The organism is Kitasatospora sp. NPDC004272 (assembly GCF_053603035.1).
The window spans coordinates 12,040-33,456 of sequence record NZ_JBSGET010000091.1; the positions used below are offsets into that span (position 1 = coordinate 12,040).

Consider the following 21,417-nt stretch of genomic DNA (forward strand, 5'->3'; position numbering starts at 1 on the left):
GGTGACTCCTTGATCGGACGGATGGAGCGGACCGGTTCCACGGTGGGTCGGGCCGGGTTCTGCGGCAGCCGCCGTGAACCGATTCCGACCGGCTCCCGATGGCTCCGACGGCCTCTGATATCGAGGAAACCCCAGGTCAAGAAGGTGGGGAAGGGTCTGTGGTTACAGGCACTGACAGGACCCCCCACGGCTGCGCCGTCCGGCTTAGCGTGGGAGGCATGAGCACCGAGAGCGACATCCGCGAGTTCCTGGCCTCCCGCCGCGCCAAGATCACTCCGCAGCAGGCCGGGCTGCCCGCCTACGGCGGCAACCGGCGCGTGCCCGGCCTGCGCCGCGAAGAAGTCGCCCTGCTCGCCGGCGTCAGCATCGACTACTACGTCCGCCTGGAGCGCGGCCACCTCGCCGGAGCCTCCGAAGAGGTCCTCGACGCCGTCGCAGGCGCCCTCCAACTCGACGACGCCGAACGCGCCCACCTGTTCGACCTGGCCCGCGCCGCCGCCAAACGCCCCACCCGCCGCACCAAACGCCCCGCCAAAGCCCTGCCCGACAGCGTCCTGCGTGTCCTGGCTTCCATGACCGAATCCCCCGCGTTCATCCGCAACGGCCGCCTCGACATCCTCGCCACCAACCCCCTCGGCCGCGCCCTCTACGCCCCGCTATTCCCCGGGCCCACCGCGCAGACCACCAACATCGCCCGCGCCCAGTTCCTCACCCCCGGCGGCCGTGACTTCTTCCCCGACTGGGAAACCGGCGTGAACACCACCGTCGCCCTGTTGCGCACCGAGGCGGGCCGCGCACCGCACGACTCCGAGCTGACCGGGCTGATCGGCGAACTCGTCACCCGCAGCGAGGAGTTCCGCATCGCCTGGGCCAAGCACAACGTGCGCCTGCACCACACCGGCCGCAAGGCATTCCGCCACCCCGCCGTCGGCGTCCTCGCCCTTGACTTCGACGCGATGGAGCTACCGGCCCAGCCGGGGCTCACCTTGACCGCTTACAGTGCCGCCCCCGGCACCACCGACCACGACGCGCTGCGACTCCTCGCCAGCTGGGCCGCCACCGAGCACCCATCAGGCGCAGACGAACTCCCCAGCATGTCGTCGTCTGACATCACTTCTGACGGGCACTGATCGCACCAACTCCCGTCGGGCCGGTGCTGGCGGAGGTCTTTGATCCGGGAAAAGGGCTTGTGTGGGAGCGGGCGGGGGTCAGGAAGTGATTTCCTCTTCGGTGATGGACACGGTGGTGAGGTCGGCCAGGCCCGAGATGGCGAGGATCGGTGCCAGGAGGGAGCTGGCGACGAGTTCGATGTGGTCGGCGTGGGAGAAGAGCACGCTCAGGCCAGCGCTGTCGAGGTACTCGACCGCGGTGAGGTCGAGGACGACGGAGTCCGTCGTCCCTTCGAGGGCGGTGGCGAGGTCGTGCGTGTTGCTCATGTCGATCTCACCGATCGCGGTGAGCACGGAGGTGCCGTCCGGCCGTCGGCCGGGGGTCAGGGTCAGGGGCGTGGTCATCAGGCGATCCTCGTGTGCATATCGACGGTGGTTCCGGTCGGACCCGGGGTGACGGTGACTTGCTGCATCAGGGCGTGCATCAGCCCCATGCCCCGGCCTCGATGGGCGTTGCGCTCGGGCTGCGGGGTCTTCCAGCGCCCGGTGTCGGCGATGGTGAGGCGCAGCTTGTCGACGGACGCTTCGGCGCGGAAGTACACCGTGTTCCCGGGGGTGTCGCGGTGTCCGTGCTCGATGGCATTGGCGCAGGCCTCTCCGGCGGCCGCCAGGATGTTCTGCACGGTGGCCGACGGCAGGTCGCACTTGTTGTGCCGCAGGAACGCGGCCGCCTCGTCGGGGGTCCAGCAGGTGCGTTCGGCGGCGCGGGGCTTGGGCGGGACGGCGTACTTGGCGGGGTTGTAGCGCAGCCGCCAGGAGCGCACAGCGGCGTTCAGCGCGTTGCGCAGCGTCGCCATCACCCGGTACACGGTCACGCGCCCGCGGCCGGCCTCCTGCTGGGCGCGGATCCAGTCCTCGATGTGCTGGGGGCGCAGATCCGGCAGCCGGTGCCGGCCGAACGCCGGGATCAGGTCCCGCTCCACGCAGTCCGCGTACCCGGCGTAGGTGTTCGGCGCCCGATCGCCCTTCCTCGCCGCGAGCCACTCCCGCAGGAAGCCGGCCACCGTGGTGCGCCGGTTCTCGTAGACCCCGCGCAGCTCTCCGTCCAGGACCGCGGCCATCTCCCGCGCCGCCTCGGCACGGGAGGAGAACCCGCCCCGTCGGCGGGTGCGGCGCCGTCCCTCGTCGGGGGCGAGATCGACGCAGTACGTCCACTTGCCGTGCTTAACGTCCGCGGCCAGTTGCGGGCACCACGGTCCGAGTTGCTTGCCGTTGCTGTCCGAGCAGCCGCACCGCCGGTACACCCTGCCCCGCTGTGGACGCTGTCCCATCAACCCCTCCTTGCACTCGGTGCTCTCTGGCACCAAGGCTTTCCGGTGGGTTCGGCGTGTCGGCAGGGCGTACGGAGCCGGGCGCGCAGCACGCGGCGGCCGGGCGGCGGCGACACGCGCCAGGCGACACACCGAACGGGAGATCACGGCACGTAGTCGATGGGTAGGCGTCCCTGATCCCTGCTGTGGAGGCTGCTCGACAGGCGGACCAGCAGGCCGAGGTTTGGGCAGACATCCTGGCAGGTAGCGGGCGGCCGACGGAGGGTTGTTACTCCTCGTGTCCGAGCCCCGGGCTGGGCCTTGGGACCATTTTGGGCTGGGGGTCAAGGGGTCGCAGGTTCAAATCCTGTCGTCCCGACAGTGATGTCGGTTGTGGGAGCCGGTACTTGGGAGACCAGGTGTCGGCTCTTCCTGTTGCCGTGTCAGGTGGTGGTCGCATGGTGGTGGCCGGACCACATGGGCCGGTTCTCGGTGGGGTCGTCGAGGCGCGGGGTGCGGTTGGCGGGGCGTGGCCGGTGGGGACGGATGCGGGGGCGTGGTGATCGCCTCGGAAAGGGCCGGGTGCGTGAGGGTCCGCGCTTCCCGGTGTGCTCCTGAGCTGCGAGCACCGTGCGACCACCAGGCCGGTGGAACCAGCCCTGACGTGCGGTTCTCCCTTGGTCGGCGGCAAAGGGGGATTCGCGGCTTCCCGCTGCGCGGTGCTGCTCGGGTGGGGCGGTCGCGGTGGGTGGCGGCGGTTTCGCGGACGAGTTGGGCGAAGCGTTCGCGGCTACCCCGCGCGTCTCCGCACGTTCCCGCGCGTCTCCGCGAGCGTGGCGCGGCCGACCTGACGCTCCCGCCGGTCCGGTGTCTCCGGAGGGCTTCTGGGTCGGGCGGAGTCAGCGGTCGCCTCCCGCCGCTCTGCGGACGCCCGGTCGCTGGAGGCACCGCATCCGGGCATCGGTACTGCCCCGGCGGCGCAGTGGCGGGTGTCCGTTCGATCCGGAGGGGACGCACGGCCGGCTCCGCATCGCGCGTTCCCCCCGCGGCCGAGTGCCGGGTCGGTCAGAGCTTGTACATCGTGGCGTAGGGCTGGGTGATGCGTTCGCGTCGTGATCCGAAGTCGACGAGCACCGCGATGTCGCTGTCTCCTTCGACCTCGACGGCCCGGCCGAGGCCGTACTGGTCGTGGGTGACGCGGTCGCCGACGGCGAAGTGCTTGCGTGGTGCTTCGGTCCGGGCTTTGAAGGGGCTGGCGGGCAGGACGCGGCGGGCTGCTACAAATTTCCTCATCTCCTGCAGTATGCGCCGAAAATCGTGACAGCGGCCCTTTTCCGGCGTCTCGGTTTCGGAGCTGCGGCAAGAATCTCGCGCATGCCGCCCGCAATGATCACCGATGGTGCCGGTGGGCGCGGTGAGGGCCCGGAGCGGTGGGGCGGGCCCTCGACGGCCCGCACGATCCGCCCGTCCGGGGAAGCCGCCGGCGGGCTCCGAAGGTGCTGCGCTGGATGTCCAACCAGGCTGGAAGCGAGGCAAGTTGGCGGTTCCTCGGTCTCGTGGTCGGTGGTGCCCGGCGAGAGGTGTCGTGGGGCCGGGCGCGGAATTTCCGCCCGTTGCGGGCCTGGGCCTGCTAGGGTCTCTCTTGGTTGCAGTAGTGGTTCCCATGAACTTTGTGTGCGCCTGCTGGTGTGTCGCAGGCGCATTTTTATTTCCCGGGTCGTTTCCCGGGTGGGTGCTCATCGCGGTGACTCGAAGTGCGCGCCGCGTGCTCTTCGGAAAGCCCCTTGAAGGAGATTTATTTATGGCTAATGGCACTGTGAAGTGGTTCAACTCGGAAAAGGGTTTCGGCTTCATCGAGCAGGAGGGCGGCGGTCCTGACGTGTTCGCCCACTACTCGAACATCAACGCCGGCGGCTTCCGTGAGCTGCTTGAGGGCCAGAAGGTCGAGTTCGACGTCACGCAGGGCCAGAAGGGCCCGCAGGCCGAGAACATTCGTCCGCTGTAGTTTTTCTGCTGGGGCACCCGCCTGGCAGCGAGGGGCCCGCACCGCGTACATGCCCGGTGCGGGCCCCTCGGCATTGCACCACCGCGCACGACCCCGGCCGCCCAGGCCCCTGGCTCCGCCACCGGCAGCCCATCCGCACGCGAGACGCTCGGTGCCGCGTCCGGATCGGCGCCCCTGCCGTGACATCCCACGGTTCGAGGTTCTGCGTTCCCGCCTTTCTCGGTGAGCGCCGACCGCAGGTGACGTGCCGCACGGTTCCACCGTCCACGCCCCGCCCGTCGTACTTCTCGGCCCGTTCCCCTGCGGGCTCCGCCGGCGCCACCGCGCTGCGGAGCCGCGCCGTGGCGGGCCGCCCAGGAAGGTTTCCCATGAACCGCTCCAGTCGCTCCTCGTACCAGCACGCCAACTCCCGCTCCGGCACCGGTTTCCGGTCGCGTGCCCGTGGCGGCTCCTCCTCCGACGGCAGTTCCTTCTACGGCGACCGCCCCGCCGGCGGACGGTCCTCCGGCGGGGCGGTCGCCGGCCGGAAGGGCCGTCAGGGCGCCTCCCCGCAGGGCGAGTTCGCGATGCCGGTGAGCACCACCCCGGCGCTGCCGGCCGTCGAGTCCTTCGAGGAACTGGACATGCCGAACGCGCTGCTGGCGGTGCTGACCCGCCAGGGCGTCACCACGCCGTTCCCGATCCAGGCCGCCACCCTGCCGAACTCGCTGGCCGGGCGCGACGTCCTGGGCCGCGGCCGCACCGGCTCGGGCAAGACCATCGCGTTCGGCCTCGCCGTGCTGGCCCGCACCGCCGGACGGAAGGCCGAGCCCCGGCGCCCGCTGGCCCTGGTGCTGGTGCCGACCCGTGAGCTCGCGCAGCAGGTCACCGAGGCGCTCACGCCCTTCGCCCACGCGGTGCGGCTGCGGATGGCGACCGTGGTGGGAGGGGTGTCGATCGGGCGCCAGGCGCAGGCGCTGAACCGCGGCGCGGAGGTCGTGGTGGCCACCCCGGGCCGCCTCAAGGACCTGATCCAGCGCGGCGACTGCCAACTGGACGGCGTCGCGGTCACCGTGCTCGACGAGGCCGACCAGATGGCCGACATGGGCTTCCTGCCGCAGGTCACCGAACTGCTCCAGCAGGTCGCCGAGGGCTGCCAGACGATGCTCTTCTCCGCCACCCTGGACCGCAACGTCGACCGGCTGGTGCGCACCTTCCTCAAGGACCCGGTCACGCACTCGGTCGACCCCTCGGCCGGGGCGGTCAGCACCATGGAGCACCACGTGCTGCACGTGCAGACCGGCGACAAGGACGCCACGATCGCCCACATCGCCTCCCGCGACGGCGGGGTGATCATGTTCACCGACACCAAGCACGGCGCGGACCGCCTGGTGCAGGACCTCCTGTCCAACGGGGTGAAGGCGGCCGCCCTGCACGGCGGCAAGTCCCAGCCGGAGCGCACCCGCACCCTGGAGCAGTTCCGCACCGGCGCGGTGACCGCGCTGATCGCCACCAACGTCGCCGCCCGCGGCATCCACGTCGAAGGCCTCGACCTGGTCGTCAACCTGGCTCCCCCGAGCGACCACAAGGACTACCTCCACCGGGCCGGACGCACCGCCCGGGCCGGTGAGTCCGGCACCGTCGTCACGCTGGTGCTGCCCAACCAGCGCCGGGAGATGGCGCGGATGATGACCACCGCCGCCATCACCCCCACCTCCACCCGGGTCCACTCCACCGACGAGGAACTGGCCCGCATCACCGGCGCCCGGGTGCCCACCGGCATCCCCACCGTGATCGCGGCCCCTGCCGTCGAGCGCCCGAGCCGCAGCGCCCCCTCGCGCCGCAACCGCCGTCGTCGTCCGGCCTCCGGCCGCGGCACGCAGAACGCCGGCCGCCGCCAGGCGGCGCCCGACCGCGTCACCCTCGCCGCATAGCCCGGTGGGCGTGCCCCCGGCTCCGCCGCACGGAGAACGGGCACGCCGACCTCGTGGCAGGAAGCGCCGCACCTCGTGATGACCGCACACCCCGCCCACGCCGCCCCGCAGACCGGAGCGCCGCCGTCACCGACGGAACCGACACGGAGGAACCGCCCATGAGCACCACCCTTGAGCGCCCGAGCACCGACCTCACCGTCGGGGAACTCATGCAGCCTCCCGGCCTGCAGATCAGTGACGACGCCACGGCGGACACCGCGATGGACGTCCTGCTCAGCTCCGGCACCGGCCACCTGCTGGTCCGCGACGAGGACGGCCGCTGCGCCGGGCTGCTGACCCGCCTGCACCTCGCGCCGTTCCAAGCCCGCTCCTGGTACACCGAACGCACCCGGGTCCGCGACATCCTCCACGACCGCGGCCCTTTCGCCACCGCCTCCATGCCCGTAGCCCTCGCGGCCGCCGCGATGCGCTCGCGCGGCCTCGACGCATGGCCCGTCATCGACCACGACGGCCACGCCATCGGCCTGCTCACCGCTTAGGAGCGCACGCCCGCGCTGTCAGCGGCGGCGGCCGCCGCCGCCGACGTGGCGGTCGTTGGCCAGTGCGGTCAGCGGGCCGTACTCACAGGCGAGCTCGTTCCAGGTCAGGACCTCGCCGCAGCGGTCCGGGAACGTCTTCGGGTCGAATTCGGGCATGGTCCAGGTGCCGGTGCCCCGGTCGCGCAGCCACAGGTCCCCGTCACCGTCGACCACGGTCGGCGGGGCCGGTACGGGATCGTCCTGTTCGGTGGGGTCCCAGGTGACCCGGCCGGGGTGGGAGGCGCGGCGCAGCTCGGTGGTGGCCAGCCGTGCGGCCAAGTCGCGGGTGGACTCTTCGGTGTCCTTGACCGACGCGAGTCGGTACGCGTCGTCGAGGACGGGCAGGGCTGGGTTCTGGCTGCGCTTGGAACTCATACGCCGGCTACCTCCGTAGGGGGCGCCACATCCGTTATGGCACCCCGTGCAGGGACACGGTATCCGAGGCGGGAGCGGTGCCGGTCACGACCGCCGTTCAGGCGGAGGGGATGGAGGACGCCGGGGTGTCGGGGCCGGGTGGCGGGCTGATCCCGGACGTGACGCAGCCGCGGTGGTGCGGGGGAGCGGTGTCGTGGGGGCGGACGGCTTCGCTGGGTGGCGGCTGATCGGCCGGTCACCTCACCCGGCCCGCCGGGTCGCCCGCCGGGGCGTCCGCGAGTGCGATGGCGGCTGTGACGCGCTTGCCCACGATCTCGCGGAGGACCTCGAAGCGCCGGCTGACGGCCAGCACGGTCTCCAGGCCGTGGCGGCCGATCCGGGCCGGGTCGGGGGCGTGTGCCATGGGGAGGGTGGGCTCGCTGTCCCACACGCTGATCTCCACGGCACCGTCGGTGATCGTCAGCTCCAGCAGGCACGGCCCCGGCGCGTACTTGCGGGCGTTGGTCACCAGCTCGGAGACGACCAGCTGGACCGCGTCCACGACCCGCTCCGAGACCGCGAGCACGTGGGTGTCGCGCGCCCGGGTCAGGAAGTCCCGGGCGCTTCGGCGGGCCCACGCCAGCGGCTCACCGTCGACGAACACCGTCATCGACGGTTCCGGACGGACCTCCAGGGACCGGGTCCCGCTCCTACGCGTCATCTGCCGCACCGCTACCTCTCTCGGAGCAGCCGGAGCTGCGGCGTGCTCATACCCTCCGTCCGGCCCCGTACGCACATCCCGGAGAACCGGTGGGGCAGGAAGGGAAGAACGACGGTCCGCGGGTCAGGTGTCGGCTGCCGGCGGTGGTGGCGGTCATCTCGGCGGCGCGGCCCATGGTGCAGGCGGGGTAGTCGTCGTCGAAGCTGCTTGCGGTGGTGAGTCGGTTGGTGGCCGTGGTCACCGCACCTCTGCGAGTGGGGTTTCAGGAACGCGTGGAGGGGCCCCGGTGCCGTTGCGGCTCCGGGGCCCCGAAGGGGATTTCACCGTCTACCGGCCCTGAGCCGGTCCTTGTGTCCGCGAGTCCTCCGGGGAGGATGATCGCGGGGATCGCGCATGCGTGACCGGAAACCACCGTCCTTCGTGCTTCGAGGGGTCTGCGGTGTCCGGCCGGACGAGAACTGCTTCATCTCACGGGCCGGGCGGTCCTGATGGCGCTTGCGCCCTCCGTTCTTCCTCCGCGTCGACTGACATCCTGCGAACTTCTTTAGAAATGCCGCCAGTTCGTGTCTGGCGAGCCCTTCCGACTGCTGGCCACGAGAGAAGCACCAACCACGCCCGATGAGAATGTCTACTCCGGCCAAGGTAGATTTTCCAGTGTCCGAAAGAGAGATAATCTTCGGTCCGCGCACGGCTCGGAACACGCCGGACGCGACCAGGGGCAACGCGCGGGAGGGTGAACGGTGGAAGGAGCCCGGGACGAGAAGTACGGGCCGTTGCTGTTTCCGGCGGGCTGGAAGGCGCTTCCGCGGTGTCGCGGGAGACTCCGCGGCGGGGGCTGGCGCCGGGAGGGCTCATCCCGGACCGCCGGGGGCGGTGTGCGTGATTCCGGCCGCGGGCGGTGCCCTGCTCCGGCCGGATCCGGTCCCTCCTTCGGTGCGCGTCCATTGGTGTGCTTGAACCGGACGGCGCCGCCGGGCAGGATCGGGACGCACACCGCCCTTCGCCCGAAGGAGACTTGGCCGTGTCCGCCGCCGAGCCCACCGACCCCGTGGCCCTGCCCGCCGATGCGGGGCTGCGGATCACCTCCACCGACGTCCTGACCTCCGGCCGCAACCGCCGGGTGCGCGTGGTGCGACTGGAGGGGGAGATGGACCAGTCCCGGCGGCACCATCTGGAGAGGGCGCTGACCGCGGCGCTCGCCTCTCGTCCGGCCCTGCTGGTGGTGGACCTCGGCGCCCTCGCCTTCTGTGACTCCAGCGGCTTGAACGCCCTCGTCCACGCCCGGCGCAACGCCCAGGACACCGGTGCCCGGATGGTCCTGGCCGCGCCCACCGGGCCGGTGCGGTGGCTCCTGGAGATCACCGGCATGCGCCAGGTCTTCGACATCCACCCCGACGTCGAGAGCGCCCTCGCCGAGCAGCCCCGCCCCTGAACCGCCGCACGCACCGAATCCGGGCCGGGCCCCACCGCCTGCGGCGCGCCGGGGGTTCGGTCCCGTCCCGCGCCCGGGACCGCGTCGTTCCGGCCGAACGTGACACCCGGGCGCTTGCGTCGAGGAACGGCGCGCGAGGCCCCGGCCCGTGCGACCCTCCCTGTCACCCGGGCCTGGGCGCCGAGTTGCCGTGCGGCCGGGGCGGCGCCCCGGAGGGGACGCTCAGCCAGGACCCTGGGGGTCGAGGCCCGGCTCCCCTCCGGTACACGCGGGTCACGGCGCGGGGCCACACCCATGGGTGACGGGTGGTCAGGAGGTTGACCGCCCCTCGCGGACCGGGTTCGTGGCGTCAGTCCTGCCAGCGGACGTAGCGGTCGTCGAACTCCCCGCCGGCGCAGAACTCGCGGCGCTCGCGGATGTCGGAGGCGACCCAGCCGCCGCCCTCGACGCACTGCTCCACGGTGACCGCCGGGTCGAGGTGGCGGGTGTGCGCGGCGGCGGTGGCCGGGGCGGCGCCGAGGGTGAGGACGGCGGCGGCGAGGACGACGAGCGAGGCGAAGCGCCTGGTGATCGTCATGCCCGGACAACGAGCACCCGGGGCCGACGGCACGAGTGCTCACCCGCCCGGTGGCCCGGGGTCCGTTCGTGGGGGGTGAGAACAGGGGCCGGTGCCTCACACTGCCAGGGCAGGTGGCGGACGTCGATCAGGCGAGGGGGCCGGTGACGCCGTGCTTCCTGAGCCACGCGCCGCACTGGTCGCTGGTCGCCCTGGTGGTCGTGCTGGCCGCGCTGACCTCCGGCGCGGGCGGCACGACCCGGGCGCTGCTCGGCCGTGCGGTACCGGCCCGGCTGCTCGGTCCGGCCTTCGCCTTCGACGCCGCGATGCTCGAAGTCTGCGTGGTCAGCGCGCCGTTCCTGGTCACCGCCTTCACCGCGTTCAGCTCGGTCGGCGCGCTCATCGCGACCGGCGCGCTGACTCTGAGCGGTGCCCTGCTGGTGATCCTGCTGGCCCGTCGGCCGGAGATCGCCGGCGCCGAGCAGCCCGCCGAGGAGGAGCAGCCGGCAGCCGAGGCCGGGCGGACCGGACCACGGCCTTCGCTGTGGCGCAACCGCCGGTTCTACTTCTGGCTGCTGGTCGGCTTCGCCTTCGGCTACCTGATCGGCACCGCTGACGTCGGGGCGCTGCCGCTGGCGCTGTCCTTCGGCGGTGGCCGGCTCCAGGCCTCGATCATGATCGCGGTGCTGGCCGGGGGCAGCGCGACCGCCGGCCTCTGCTACGCCTGGCCGAGGTGGCCCGATGGACCGAGCAGGCCGGCTGCCGCGGGCTGCTGATCCACTCCGACAACACGCTGACCGATCCGTGGGCAACCGCGCAGCTCGTCCTCCAGCACACCCGGCGGCTTCAGCTGCCACCTGCGGGCGCTCGGCTGCACGCCGGACCACGACCTGCGGTACGAACGGCTGGTGGAGTACGCGGCGGTCATGCGGGCCCTGCTGTCCGGCGGCCGGCCGGTGACCCACGCCGGCGCGTACTACCGGCTCAACTCGGCGGAGTTGAACCCACCGGCGGACCCGGCTCTGGCACCGCGCTTCGTGGTCTCCGGCTCGTCGCCCGCGTCCGTGCGCACCTCCGAGCGGCTGGGGGGTGCTGCGCTTCTCCTATCCGCAGCCGGTGGAGGACTACCGGCCGGAGGCGCTCCCCGGGACCGGCTGCCGGATCGGCGTGATCGCCCGCGCGGACCCGGCGCAGGCCTGGGCGGTCGCGCACCGCCGGTTCCCGGTCGACCCGGACGGCGAGAAGCGGCACGATCTGGCCTCCCACGTGGTCGAGTCGCACTGGCACCGCGGCCTGTCCGCGCAGGCCGCCGTGGACGCCGCGCCGCGTGGGACCTACTGGCTCTACCCGTTCCGCACCTACCGGACCTTCCGCCCGTACCTCGTCGGCAGCTACGCGGAGGGTGGCGGGGCAGCCTTCCGGCCGGAAATCTGCAGCAGGACGACCTGCTTCCTTCGGAGGCCACGTGGGGCGGTGATCCGATCGTCGACGTGCTCGGGCGCAGGTCCAGGAGTCGGCGGTGGCCGAACGCCGGGACCGGGACCCGTTGGCCCACGGACGTGTTCGGCGCCCGCCGCGCCTTCTGCAGGGTGCTGAAGGCGGGGGCAACTCGCCGGGTGGGGAGGTGCGGTGGCGGTGGCGGGGCGGGGCCGGTCAGATGAGGCGGTCGTGGTGGGTGGCGGCGGTTCGGCGGATGAGGTGGGCGAAGCGTTCGTGGCTGCGGCGTTGGTGTTCCTCGGCCTGTTCGTCGTCCCAGTCTTCGGCGTCGCCGAGGTCTTCGTCCTCGTCGTCTTCGCCGGACTCGCTGTGCAGGAGCCAGCAGCCGTGGATACCGGCGAGGAGGTCTTCGAGGAGGTCGCGGGCGGGGCGTTTGGGGTCGAGGGGGGTGAGGCGGACGGCGACGTCGTCGAGGTCGGGGGCGGTTTGGCCGGTGTGTTCGGCGACGGTCTCCTCGAAGTCTTCGAGTTGGTCGCGCAGGGCGACGGGGTCGAGGAGCAGGCCGTCGGTGATGTGCATGGCGTGGCGGACGAGGGCGGTGACGGCTTCGTTCGGGGTGGCGCCGTCCTGGAGGAGGCCGAGGACGAGGGTGGGGGTCTCGTGGGGGAGGGATTCGATGGTGTCGGCTGCGAGGACGACGTCGGTGGGGTCCTCGCCGGAGGATCGGGCGGCGACCTCGGCCGCGGCGGCGAGCCAGTGGGCGGCGGCGACGGCGGCCGCGGTGGGGTCGACGGTGGAGAACAGTTCGGCGGGGCCGAAGGGGTCCTGCTCCAGGAGCCGGTCGGCGGCGGCGACCTGGACGGGGGAGGCGTCCTCGCGGCTGAGGAGGACGGCCTGCTGGGCGCGGTGGGTGAGGTCGCCGAGTTCGGCGCTCTCCACGGCGGCGAGTTCGCGGGCGGCCTCGGCGAGGACGGCCGCGGTCAGGGCTTCGTCGGCCAGGTGGTGGAGGGCGCGGCCGATGCGGTGGGCGGATTCGGTCAGTGGGCTGTAGGAGACCGCCAGGGTGCCGCCGTGGGGCAGGTGCGGTTCGGCGATCGCGCCGGGGACCTGGTCGAAGGCTTCGCGTTCCTTCTCGCGGCGCCAGCCCTCGCTGTCCGGTTCGAGGGAGCCGGCGGCGCTGGCCGGGTGGGTGTAGGTGCGCCAGGCGGCGTCGGAGAGTTGGGTGAGGGAGCGGGCCAGGGCCAGCAGGGCGGAGGGGTCCGCGCCGTTCGGCAGGGCGGCGACGCGGGTGGAGAGGTCGCCCTCGCCGGTGCCCCATGAGGCGATCAGTTGATGCTGGTCGGGGTCGACGCTGTAGCGCGTCATGGGCCGTACCTCCGATGCCTGTTCTGGGACTGCCGGCGCCGGGCAATTCTGACGCACCGGCAGGCGGCGGGAGCGGCGAATCGCAGGAGGCGCCGTACGGCCGGGCGGGCACGGGACTTCACCGGCCGGCCCGGCCCCGGCGCGGTCCCGGTCCGGCGGTCGGCCGGGCCGGGCGGGGCGCGGGTGGCCCGGTGCGGCGGAGGGTGGTCGCGGCGGTGGGGCCGGTGGGGTCGGTGGGGCCGTCGGGTTGGAGTTCGATGGCGCGGCGCAGCGGTTCCATGCGGCGGGGGAGGGGGTGCCAGCCGGGTTGTCCGGCCATGTCGGTGTTGAGGTCGTGGACGGCGCGGGCGTAGGCGCGGGCGAGGCCGCGGAAGTGCAGCGGGAGGCCGGGGCGGGGGTGGCCGCTGGGGGCGATGCTGACCCACAGGGCGGCGGTGGTCTCGTTGTCCGGGCCGGGGGGACGGGCGGCGTCGCGGACGGTGAGGCGGGCGCGGACGGTGAGCCACTGGCGCAGCGCGGCGCGGGTGGTGCCGGAGAGGGCGATGGTCTCGGTGACGGGCGGGGCGTGCGGGTCGCGGTGCTGGGGGAGGCGGGTGAGGCGGATCGTGCCGCGGCGCAGGTCGAGGTCGTGGGTGCGCAGGGCGCAGAGTTCCCCGGCGCGGCAGCCGGTGTCCAGGACGGTGGCGATGATGGCGAGGATGCGGGTGCGGGCGGCGCTCTGGCCGGGGCGGGTGGCGCTCTCCAGGTGGCCCAGCAGGATGCTGCGGGAGCGGGCGGCGACCACCTCCCGGAGGGCGACGGCGGGCCGGTCGCGGTCGGGGAGGGCGAGGGGCAGGCCCGCCTCGGTGGCGAGGATGCGCAGGCAGTCCTCGCGCACCCGCATGGACGCGGGGGAGGGCTGGTCGGGTCGGGCGGCGGGTTTGCGGCGCAGCAGGCCCTGTTCGGCGGCGGTGAGGTAGGCGGCGAGGGTGGCGGGGGCCAGGAGCGCGTCGAGGGAGGCGGCGGCGGTCGGCGGGACCGCGCCGCGTTCCAGGGCGGTGCGCAACTCCCCGGCGACCCAGCGCAGTTGCTTCGCGCGGGAGGCGCCGGTGGGCGGCCGGCAGGCCCGGTCGACCACCGCGTCCAGGGCCTCGATGGAGGGTGCCGCTGCCGTCGGTGCGTCCGCCATGGATGCCACCCTAGCGCCGGGGGCGGACGGTTCCCGGGTCGGACGGTTCCCGGGCGGGAGGGTTCCCGGGCGGGGGGTCCCAGGCGGGAGGGTTCCCGGGCGGGAGGGGTCCGGCATCTCCCGGACATCTCCCACAAGAGTATGTATGTATGAATAACTGGCTTGAAGCGGGATCGTCGGGTGGGGCCGATGCCGTGGTGCCCTCCTGGCCCGGCTCGCCATATGCCGTGGTGACCGTCCTTCGGCAGCAGTCGGGGGTGCGGAACTACCGCGCGGCGGGCGGGAGTTCGCCGGAGCCGCGGGGGATGAGGCGGGTGGGGACGGTGACGGTGCGGGCCCGGGTGCGGTCGCCGTCGAGGCGGGCGAGGGCGAGGGTGGCGGCGGCGGTGCCGATGGCGGTGGGGTCCTGGGCGACGGTGGTGATGGCGGGCTCCAGGACTTCGGCGAAGGGCAGGTCGTCGAAGGAGACCAGGGCGACGTCGCGTCGGCCGGCCCGGGTGGTGCCCAGGACGGTGCCCATGGCGGCGAAGTTGTTGGCGGCGAGGATCGCGGTGGGCGGCCGCGGGTCGCGCAGGGCGCGCTGGACGGCGTCGGCGGCCTCGGTCTCGGTGTGGCCGTCGAGGACGAGGTTGCGGTCGTAGGGGAGTTGGGTGGCGTCGAGGGCTTCGCGGTAGCCGGCCAGGCGCTCGCGGCGGGTGTAGAGGGTGGTGGGGCGGTCGCCGACGAAGGCGATGCGGCGGTGTCCGGCGGCGATCAGGTGGGCGGTGCCCGTGCGGGCGCCGTCCCGGTTGGAGCTGACCACGCTGTCGGCGGCCAGGCCGGTGCCGGGGCGGTCGAGGAAGACCACCGGCAGGCCGCTGGTGCGGGCGGTGCGCAGGTGGGCGTGGTCGGCGCCGGCGGTGGGGACGACCATCAGGGCGCTGACCCGGCGGGCCAGGAAGGTGTCGATGAGGGCGCGTTCGCGTGCGGGGTCGTCGGCGCAGGAGCCCATCAGCAGGGTGAGTCCGCGTTCGCGCACGGCGCTCTCGATGCCGCCGGCGACGGAGCCGAAGAACGGGTTGCCCATGTCGGGGATGATCAGGCCGACGGTGCTGTCGGGGCCGCCGACGCGGATGTTGCGGGCCATCAGGTTGGGCTGGAAGCCGAGCTTCTCGACCGCGGCCATGACCTTCTCCCGGGTCTGTCGGGAGGTCGGCCCGTCGCCGTTGAGCACCCGGGAGACGGTCTTGGCGCTGACGCCGACCTCCTGGGCGACGTCGGCGAGCGTCGTGCGACGGGGCGAGGCCATGGACCACCGTTCCGGCTTCGTCGGGCCCGGGCCCCGCCGCGGCGGGGCCCGCTCTGGTCAGTTCGGGCGGACGCCCGCGGCCTTCGCGGCGGCGGCGTCCGCCACGACAGTACCGCCGCCGTTCCGGCGGACCGGTCGGGACGGCAGCGGGGTGGGAGATCTAGGGAGAGCGCTCTCCCTGATGGCGGGTCGAAGCCTGCCAGGACGTTCTCCCGCGGCCGTCATCGTGAGGTGGGGGAGAAATTCAACTCTTGAACAGAAGGTCGCCCGGTCACTCCCGGGAGATCCACCGGTCGGATCGCCCCGATCTCGTGTTGTCCATGGACGGCCGCACATGTCTCCCTGCCTCGGGCGCCACTCCGCTTTGGGGCTCTGACCTCGGATTGGGTCAATCTTGTGTAGTGCGAATGAACGAGTGCGGTCCGGGTTGCACGGAATGTCCAACCCGTCATTCGTATATCGGTTCTCGCTGCACCGATTACTGTTCAACTTTTCTGGATCTGTTCACTTCATTGACTCGGATGCGACGCGGCGCAATCATCGCGTGTTGAGAGAGCGCTCTCTCGGTCATGACCACGTCAGGAGAGATGTTGTGACAGGTAGCCCCCCACATCGCGCCTTCGCCGCACCACCCCGCCCCCTGATCCTCGCGTTCGTCGCCGTCCTGATCGCGACCCTCGCGCTCGCCGTGAACCAGGCCGCCCCCGCCCGGGCCGCAGGCACCCTGCTGTCGCAGGGGAAGACCGCCACCGCCTCCTCCACCGAGAACGGCGGGACGCCGGCCTCCGCCGCGGTCGACGGCAACACCGGCACCCGCTGGTCCTCGGCCGCCGCCGACCCGCAGTGGCTGCAGGTCGACCTCGGCGCCACGGACACCGTCACCTCCGTCGTCCTCACCTGGGAGGCCGCGTACGCCAAGGCGTACCGGATCCAGACCTCCACCGACGGCACCACCTGGACGGACGTCTACACGACCACGACCGGGCAGGGCGGCTCCGAGACCCTGGCCGTGAACGGCACGGGGCGCTACGTCCGGATCCTCGGCACCCAGCGCGCCACCCAGTACGGCTACTCGCTCTGGGAGTTCCAGGTCTACGGCACGGCGGGCACCGGCACCGGCACCGGCGCCTGCTCGACCACCAACGCCGCCCTGAACAAGGCCGCCACCGCCTCCTCCACCGAGAACGGCGGCACCCCGGCCTCCGCCGCGGTCGACGGCAACACCGGCACCCGCTGGTCCTCGGCCGCCGCCGACCCGCAGTGGATCCAGGTCGACCTCGGCTCCTCGCAGAACGTCTGCGGCGTCCAGCTGTCCTGGGAGAACGCGTACGCCAAGGCGTACCAGGTCCAGGTCTCGGCGGACGGCGCCACCTGGAACACCGTCTACTCGACGGCCGACGGCCGCGGCGCGACCGAGCTGATCACCCTGACCGGCACCGGCCGGTACGTCCGCGTCCTCGGCACCCAGCGCGCCACCCAGTACGGCTACTCGCTCTGGGAGTTCCAGGTCTTCACCGGCGGCGGGGGCGGTAACCCGGGCGGCGGGAAGACCCTGCTCTCGTACGGCAAGCCCGGCACCGCCTCGACCTCCCAGGACAGCGGCAACTGCCCGGGCTGCGCGCCGGCCAAGGCCTTCGACGAGGACCCGGCGACCCGCTGGGCGACCAGCGACACCAACGGCTGGGTCGACCCGGGCTGGATCTCGGTCGACCTCGGCGCGACCGCGCACGTCACCCAGGTGGTGCTGCAGTGGGACCCGGCGTACGCCAAGTCGTACCAGATCCAGGTCTCGCCGGACGGCAGCAACTGGACCAGCATCTACTCCACCACCACCGGCAAGGGCTTCAAGGAGACCCTCGACGTGGACGGCACCGGCCGGTACGTGCGGATGTACGGCACCCAGCGCGCCACCCCGTACGGCTACTCGCTGTGGACCTTCGACGTGTACGGCACCGGCGGCAGCCCCACCGCCCCGCCCGCCCTGCCGCCGAACCCGGCCAACCCGCCGCGCCTGGTGTGGAGCGACGAGTTCAACGGCGCCGCGAACACCAAGCCGGACCCCGCCAAGTGGACCCAGGACCCGGGCAACGGCCAGAACGGCGAGCTGGAGCTCTACACCAACGGCGACAACACCAACCTGGACGGCAACGGCAACCTCGTCATCGAGGCCCGCAAGGAGGCCAACGGCCAGTACACCTCCGGCCGGATCAACACCCACGGCCACCTCGACTTCACCTACGGGCACGTCGAGGCCCGGATCAAGGTCAGCGGCACCCAGGGCCTGTGGCCCGCGTTCTGGATGCTCGGCTCGAACTTCAAGTCCGGCACGCCGTGGCCGAACTGCGGTGAGATCGACATCATGGAGCACGTCGGCAAGGTCGCGGACTCGGTGTACTCCACCCTGCACGCCCCGGCCTACAACGGCGGGGGCGGCTACGGCTCGCCGTACACCCTCGCCGGGTCGGACTTCGCCTCCGACTTCCACACCTACGCCGTCGACTGGGACTCCACCCACATGACGTTCGCGGTGGACGGCCACAGCTTCTTCACCGTCGACCGCTCGACGCTGGAGCAGACCCGCGGCCCCTGGGTGTACGACCACCCGTTCTACATCATCCTCAACAACGCCGTCGGCGGTGACTGGCCCGGCAACCCGGACGCCACCACCGTCCTGCCGCAGAAGATGATCGTCGACTACGTCCGCGTCTCGCAGTGACCACGGGCTCCGGGACCGGCCGGTCCGGTCCCGGAGCTCCTCCCCGCTCCCACCCCCACCCCCGCGCCCCGAGCCGTCGGCCGGGGCGCCCTTCCGCCGACTGGAGCCGTCGTGCGCCGTCCTCATCTGCGAACCGCCCTGGCCGGGCCACTCGCCGCCCTCCTGGTGGCCGGGGCCCTGGCCACCCTCGGCAGTCCGGCGGCGAGCGCCGCCGACCAGCCGTGGACCAATGCCGCCCAGACCCCCGAACAGCGCGCCGACGAACTGCTCGCCGCGATGACCCAGGCCGAGAAGCTGACCATGCTGCACGGCGGGCCGTCCTGCGGCTACGCGGGCTGCGTCCCGGCCAACACCCGGCTCGGCATCCCCGCGCTGCACTTCCAGGACGGCCCGGTGGGCGCCGGGGACGGCCTGACCGGCGTGACCCAGCTCGCGGCCCCGGTGGCCGGCGCGGCCAGCTGGGACCCGGAGCTGATGCGCGCGTACGGCCAGGTGCTCGGCGCCGAGCAGTGGGGCAAGGGCACCAACGTGGTGCTCGCCCCGACCGTCAACATCGTCCGGGACCCGCGCTGGGGCCGGGCCTTCGAGTCGTTCGGCGAGGACCCGTACCTGGCCGGGCAGATCGGCGCCGCCGACATCGCGGGCATCCAGAGCCAGGGCCCGATGGCCCAGGTGAAGCACTTCGCGGTCTACAACCAGGAGACCAACCGCAACTCGCTCGCCGACAACGCGGTGGTCTCCGACCGGGCCGAGCGGGAGATCTACCTGCCGGCCTTCGAGGCCGCCGTCCAGCAGGGCGTCGACTCGGCGATGTGCTCGTACTCGGCGGTCAACGGCGCCTTCGCCTGCGAGAACGGGCCGCTGCTGAACGGCGTCCTCAAGGGCGACCTCGGCTTCAAGGGCTTCGTCACCGCGGACTGGGGCGCCACCCACTCCACCGTCGCCTCGGCCAACAACGGCCTGGACGTGGAGATGCCGGGCAGCGACTACTACGGCACCGCGCTGACCAACGCCGTCAACGCCGGGCAGGTGTCGCAGGCGACGATCGACGACCACGTCCGCCGGGTGCTGGTGCCGATGTTCCGCCGCGGCCTCTTCGACCACCCGCAGAACGGCAACCGGGACGCGGTGGTCACCACCGCCGCGAACGCCGCCGTCGCGCAGCAGGTCGCCGAGCAGGGCAGCGTCCTGCTGAAGAACGACGCCGCGGTGCTGCCCGTGGCGCCGTCGGTGAAGTCGATCGCGGTGATCGGCGACGACGCCGGGGCGGGCGTGATGACCCAGGGCGGCGGCAGCGCCGCCGTCAACGCCCCGCACGTGGTGACGCCCTACCAGGGCATCAAGGCCCGCGCCGGGGCCGGGACCACGGTGACGTTCGCCCAGGGCGGCCCGTCCGCCGACGGTTCGCTGCCGCCGGTGCCCTCCAGCGCGCTCAAGCCGTCCAGCGGCACCGGCACCGGCCTGTACGGCGAGTACCACAACAGCACCGACCTGTCCGGCCCGGTGGTGGCGAGCCGGGTCGACGCGGCCGTCGACACGGTCTGGGGCGGCCAGTCGCCCGCCGCCGGGGTCAACGCCACCAACTGGTCGGTGAAGTGGACCGGCACGCTGACCCCGCCCACCAGCGGCAGCTACCAGTTCTCGCTGAACAGCGACGACGGCAGCCGCCTGCTCGTCAACGGCCAGCAGGTGATCAACAACTGGTACAACCAGGGCCCCACCACCCGCACCGGCAGCGTCACCCTGACGGCCGGTCAGCCGGTGAGCATCGAGGTCGACTACTACCAGGCCGGCGGCGGCAGCAACGCCACCCTCGGCTGGTCGGTGCCCGGCCAGAGCGCCCACGACCAGGCCGTCGCGGCCGCCCGCAACTCCGAGCTCGCGCTCGTCTTCGTCAGCGACTTCCAGTCCGAGGGCTCCGACCTGCGCGACATCGACCTGTCCGCGGCGCAGAACCAGCTGGTCGCGGACGTCGCCGCCGTCAACCCGCACACCGTCGTGGTGGTCAACAGCGGCTCCGCCGTCACCATGCCCTGGGCGGGCTCGGTGCAGGGCATCGTCGAGAACTGGTACCCCGGGCAGGAGGCGGGCACCGCGATCGCCGCGCTGCTCTACGGCGACACCAACTTCTCCGGCAAGCTCCCGGTGACCTTCCCGAAGTCGCTCGCCGACGTGCCCGCCGCGAGCACCGCACAGTGGCCCGGCCAGAACGGCAGCGTGCAGTACTCCGAGGGCGTGAACGTCGGCTACCGCTGGTACGACGCCAAGAACAAGGAGCCGCTGTACCCCTTCGGCCACGGCCTGTCCTACACCACCTTCGGGTACTCGGGCCTGACCGTCTCCGCCCCCGACGCCGCGGGCAACGTCGCCGTCGGCTTCGACGTCACCAACACCGGCACCCGGGCCGGCTCCGAGGTCGCCCAGGTCTACGTCGGCCAGCCCGCCACCAGCGGCGAACCGCCGAAGAACCTGCGCGGCTTCCGGAAGGTCACCCTCGACCCCGGCCAGAGCCGGCACGTCACCCTGACCCTGGACGCCCGCAGCTTCCAGTACTGGAACGGGAGTTGGACCACCGCGCCCGGCACCCACACCGTCTCGGTCGGCTCCTCCTCCCGCGACCTGCGCCTGACCGGCCAGACCACCGTCACCGGCGGCACCGGCACCGGCACCGGCGGCAGCCCGGTCCTGCTGCCGCGCACGGGGTGGACGGCGTCGGCCTCCGCCACCGGCGGCAGCGACGTGCCCGCCAACATGCTGGACGGGTCGGCGGGTTCGCGCTGGTCGGCGGGCGCGCCGATGGCCGCGGGCCAGTCGGTGACGGTCGACACCGGCGCGGTGCGGCCGCTGACCCGGATCACCATGGATTCGGCCGGCAGTGCGAACGACTACGCCCGGGGGTACCAGGTGTTCCTGTCCTCGGACGGGGTGTCGTGGGGCTCGGCGGTGGCGTCCGGCAGCGGCGCGGGCGCGCTGGTGACGGTCGACTTCCCGGCGCAGAGCGCCCGGTACGTGAAGGTCGTGCAGACCGGGGCGTCCAGCTCCTGGTGGTCGATCGCCGAGTTCAACGCCTACACCTCCGGCGGCGCCGTCAGCGTGCTGCCGCGCACGGGGTGGACGGCGTCGGCCTCCGCCACCGGCGGCAGCGACGTGCCCGCCAACATGCTGGACGGGTCGGCGGGTTCGCGCTGGTCGGCGGGTGTGCCGATGGCCGCGGGCCAGTCGGTGACGGTGGACACGGGTGCGGTGCGATCGTTGGCGCGGATCACCATGGATTCGGCCGGCAGTGCGAACGACTACGCCCGGGGGTACCAGGTGTTCCTGTCCTCGGACGGGGTGTCGTGGGGCTCGGCGGTGGCGTCCGGCAGCGGCACGGGCGCGCTGGTGACGGTCGACTTCCCGGCGCAGAGCGCCCGGTACGTGAAGGTCGTGCAGACCGGGGCGTCCAGCTCCTGGTGGTCGATCGCC

Annotated in this window: 18 protein-coding genes and 1 pseudogene; 9 read left to right on the forward strand and 10 right to left on the reverse strand. The window is 72.6% G+C overall.

Annotated features, from left to right (window positions below):
- The first annotated feature begins 218 nt into the window (after positions 1-218).
- Positions 219-1,130, forward strand: a complete 912-nt coding sequence (locus ACWEO5_RS25455) for a helix-turn-helix domain-containing protein (protein ID WP_452164582.1) — start codon at positions 219-221, stop codon at positions 1,128-1,130.
- Positions 1,131-1,208: 78 nt separating this feature from the next.
- On the opposite strand, the gene ACWEO5_RS25460 is transcribed toward ACWEO5_RS25455, so the two are convergent.
- From ACWEO5_RS25460 to ACWEO5_RS25475, 4 genes and pseudogenes are all read right to left on the reverse strand, one after another.
- Positions 1,209-1,514 carry an STAS domain-containing protein gene (locus ACWEO5_RS25460; RefSeq protein WP_452164583.1) on the reverse strand — a complete coding sequence of 102 codons (306 nt, stop codon included), beginning with the start codon at positions 1,512-1,514 and terminating at the stop codon, positions 1,209-1,211.
- Positions 1,514-1,966: an ATP-binding protein gene (locus tag ACWEO5_RS25465; protein WP_452164595.1), complete on the reverse strand. Its 453-nt coding sequence runs from the start codon at positions 1,964-1,966 to the stop codon at positions 1,514-1,516. The genes ACWEO5_RS25460 and ACWEO5_RS25465 overlap by 1 nt, the downstream gene beginning before the upstream one ends.
- A 60-nt stretch (positions 1,967-2,026) precedes the next feature.
- Positions 2,027-2,440, reverse strand: a pseudogene (locus ACWEO5_RS25470) (tyrosine-type recombinase/integrase); the annotation flags it as partial.
- A 1,044-nt stretch (positions 2,441-3,484) separates the two neighbouring features.
- Positions 3,485-3,712: a hypothetical protein gene (locus ACWEO5_RS25475; RefSeq protein WP_452164584.1), complete on the reverse strand. Its 228-nt coding sequence runs from the start codon at positions 3,710-3,712 to the stop codon at positions 3,485-3,487.
- 508 nt (positions 3,713-4,220) lie between these two features.
- Between ACWEO5_RS25475 and ACWEO5_RS25480 the strand changes: the two genes are divergently transcribed.
- The 3 genes from ACWEO5_RS25480 to ACWEO5_RS25490 all read left to right on the forward strand — a co-directional run bounded on the left by ACWEO5_RS25480 (position 4,221) and on the right by ACWEO5_RS25490 (position 6,876).
- The gene (locus ACWEO5_RS25480; protein ID WP_073818532.1) at positions 4,221-4,424 is read left to right on the forward strand and encodes a cold-shock protein; all 204 of its coding nucleotides are present in this window, start codon (positions 4,221-4,223) and stop codon (positions 4,422-4,424) included.
- Positions 4,425-4,792: 368 nt separating this feature from the next.
- Positions 4,793-6,337, forward strand: coding sequence for a DEAD/DEAH box helicase (locus tag ACWEO5_RS25485; RefSeq protein WP_452164585.1), 1,545 nt, complete (start codon positions 4,793-4,795; stop codon positions 6,335-6,337).
- Between the two features lie 158 nt (positions 6,338-6,495).
- Positions 6,496-6,876 (forward strand): CBS domain-containing protein, encoded by a 381-nt coding sequence (locus ACWEO5_RS25490; RefSeq protein ID WP_344558923.1) that lies wholly within the window; start codon positions 6,496-6,498, stop codon positions 6,874-6,876.
- 18 nt (positions 6,877-6,894) lie between these two features.
- On the opposite strand, the gene ACWEO5_RS25495 is transcribed toward ACWEO5_RS25490, so the two are convergent.
- Positions 6,895-7,290 (reverse strand): hypothetical protein, encoded by a 396-nt coding sequence (locus ACWEO5_RS25495; protein ID WP_452164586.1) that lies wholly within the window; start codon positions 7,288-7,290, stop codon positions 6,895-6,897.
- Between the two features lie 235 nt (positions 7,291-7,525).
- Positions 7,526-7,939 carry an ATP-binding protein gene (locus ACWEO5_RS25500; RefSeq protein ID WP_452164587.1) on the reverse strand — a complete coding sequence of 138 codons (414 nt, stop codon included), beginning with the start codon at positions 7,937-7,939 and terminating at the stop codon, positions 7,526-7,528.
- 1,072 nt (positions 7,940-9,011) lie between these two features.
- Here ACWEO5_RS25500 and ACWEO5_RS25505 point away from each other — a divergent pair.
- A complete protein-coding gene (locus ACWEO5_RS25505) occupies positions 9,012-9,422 on the forward strand; it encodes an STAS domain-containing protein (protein WP_452164588.1) in 411 nt (136 codons plus the stop codon).
- A 349-nt stretch (positions 9,423-9,771) separates the two neighbouring features.
- Here ACWEO5_RS25505 and ACWEO5_RS25510 read toward each other — a convergent pair whose 3' ends face one another.
- Complete coding sequence (locus ACWEO5_RS25510; RefSeq protein ID WP_452164589.1) at positions 9,772-9,999, reverse strand: hypothetical protein; 228 nt, start codon at positions 9,997-9,999, stop codon at positions 9,772-9,774.
- A 113-nt stretch (positions 10,000-10,112) separates the two neighbouring features.
- On the opposite strand from ACWEO5_RS25510, the gene ACWEO5_RS25515 reads away from it, so the two are divergent.
- Together ACWEO5_RS25515 and ACWEO5_RS25520 are read left to right on the forward strand one after the other, a co-directional pair.
- Entirely contained in the window at positions 10,113-10,754 is a 642-nt protein-coding gene (locus ACWEO5_RS25515) for an MFS transporter (protein ID WP_452164590.1), read from the forward strand.
- Between the two features lie 24 nt (positions 10,755-10,778).
- Positions 10,779-11,639: an LLM class flavin-dependent oxidoreductase gene (locus ACWEO5_RS25520; RefSeq protein WP_452164596.1), complete on the forward strand. Its 861-nt coding sequence runs from the start codon at positions 10,779-10,781 to the stop codon at positions 11,637-11,639.
- On the opposite strand, the gene ACWEO5_RS25525 is transcribed toward ACWEO5_RS25520, so the two are convergent.
- From ACWEO5_RS25525 to ACWEO5_RS25535, 3 genes are all read right to left on the reverse strand, one after another.
- Positions 11,632-12,780, reverse strand: a complete 1,149-nt coding sequence (locus tag ACWEO5_RS25525) for a hypothetical protein (protein WP_452164591.1) — start codon at positions 12,778-12,780, stop codon at positions 11,632-11,634. The genes ACWEO5_RS25520 and ACWEO5_RS25525 overlap by 8 nt on opposite strands.
- Before the next feature lie 118 nt (positions 12,781-12,898).
- Positions 12,899-13,948: a site-specific integrase gene (locus ACWEO5_RS25530; RefSeq protein ID WP_452164592.1), complete on the reverse strand. Its 1,050-nt coding sequence runs from the start codon at positions 13,946-13,948 to the stop codon at positions 12,899-12,901.
- A gap of 265 nt (positions 13,949-14,213) precedes the next feature.
- Positions 14,214-15,236 carry a LacI family DNA-binding transcriptional regulator gene (locus ACWEO5_RS25535; protein ID WP_452164593.1) on the reverse strand — a complete coding sequence of 341 codons (1,023 nt, stop codon included), beginning with the start codon at positions 15,234-15,236 and terminating at the stop codon, positions 14,214-14,216.
- Positions 15,237-15,876: 640 nt separating this feature from the next.
- Between ACWEO5_RS25535 and ACWEO5_RS25540 the strand changes: the two genes are divergently transcribed.
- Positions 15,877-17,952: a discoidin domain-containing protein gene (locus tag ACWEO5_RS25540; RefSeq protein ID WP_452164597.1), complete on the forward strand. Its 2,076-nt coding sequence runs from the start codon at positions 15,877-15,879 to the stop codon at positions 17,950-17,952.
- 111 nt (positions 17,953-18,063) lie between these two features.
- Positions 18,064-21,417: glycoside hydrolase family 3 C-terminal domain-containing protein (locus ACWEO5_RS25545; protein WP_452164594.1), on the forward strand; the 3,354-nt coding region annotated here is incomplete at its 3' end.

What these genes read in the sequence shown, in the direction of transcription:
- ACWEO5_RS25455 (WP_452164582.1), top strand. Translation starts at nt 219, where the DNA reads ATGAGCACCGAGAGCGACATCCGCGAGTTCCTGGCCTCCCGCCGCGCC.
- ACWEO5_RS25460 (WP_452164583.1), bottom strand. Translation starts at nt 1,514, where the DNA reads ATGACCACGCCCCTGACCCTGACCCCCGGCCGACGGCCGGACGGCACC.
- ACWEO5_RS25465 (WP_452164595.1), bottom strand. Translation starts at nt 1,966, where the DNA reads ATGGCGACGCTGCGCAACGCGCTGAACGCCGCTGTGCGCTCCTGGCGG.
- ACWEO5_RS25475 (WP_452164584.1), bottom strand. Translation starts at nt 3,712, where the DNA reads ATGAGGAAATTTGTAGCAGCCCGCCGCGTCCTGCCCGCCAGCCCCTTC.
- ACWEO5_RS25480 (WP_073818532.1), top strand. Translation starts at nt 4,221, where the DNA reads ATGGCTAATGGCACTGTGAAGTGGTTCAACTCGGAAAAGGGTTTCGGC.
- ACWEO5_RS25485 (WP_452164585.1), top strand. Translation starts at nt 4,793, where the DNA reads ATGAACCGCTCCAGTCGCTCCTCGTACCAGCACGCCAACTCCCGCTCC.
- ACWEO5_RS25490 (WP_344558923.1), top strand. Translation starts at nt 6,496, where the DNA reads ATGAGCACCACCCTTGAGCGCCCGAGCACCGACCTCACCGTCGGGGAA.
- ACWEO5_RS25495 (WP_452164586.1), bottom strand. Translation starts at nt 7,290, where the DNA reads ATGAGTTCCAAGCGCAGCCAGAACCCAGCCCTGCCCGTCCTCGACGAC.
- ACWEO5_RS25500 (WP_452164587.1), bottom strand. Translation starts at nt 7,939, where the DNA reads ATGACGGTGTTCGTCGACGGTGAGCCGCTGGCGTGGGCCCGCCGAAGC.
- ACWEO5_RS25510 (WP_452164589.1), bottom strand. Translation starts at nt 9,999, where the DNA reads ATGACGATCACCAGGCGCTTCGCCTCGCTCGTCGTCCTCGCCGCCGCC.
- ACWEO5_RS25525 (WP_452164591.1), bottom strand. Translation starts at nt 12,780, where the DNA reads ATGACGCGCTACAGCGTCGACCCCGACCAGCATCAACTGATCGCCTCA.
- ACWEO5_RS25530 (WP_452164592.1), bottom strand. Translation starts at nt 13,948, where the DNA reads ATGGCGGACGCACCGACGGCAGCGGCACCCTCCATCGAGGCCCTGGAC.
- ACWEO5_RS25535 (WP_452164593.1), bottom strand. Translation starts at nt 15,236, where the DNA reads ATGGCCTCGCCCCGTCGCACGACGCTCGCCGACGTCGCCCAGGAGGTC.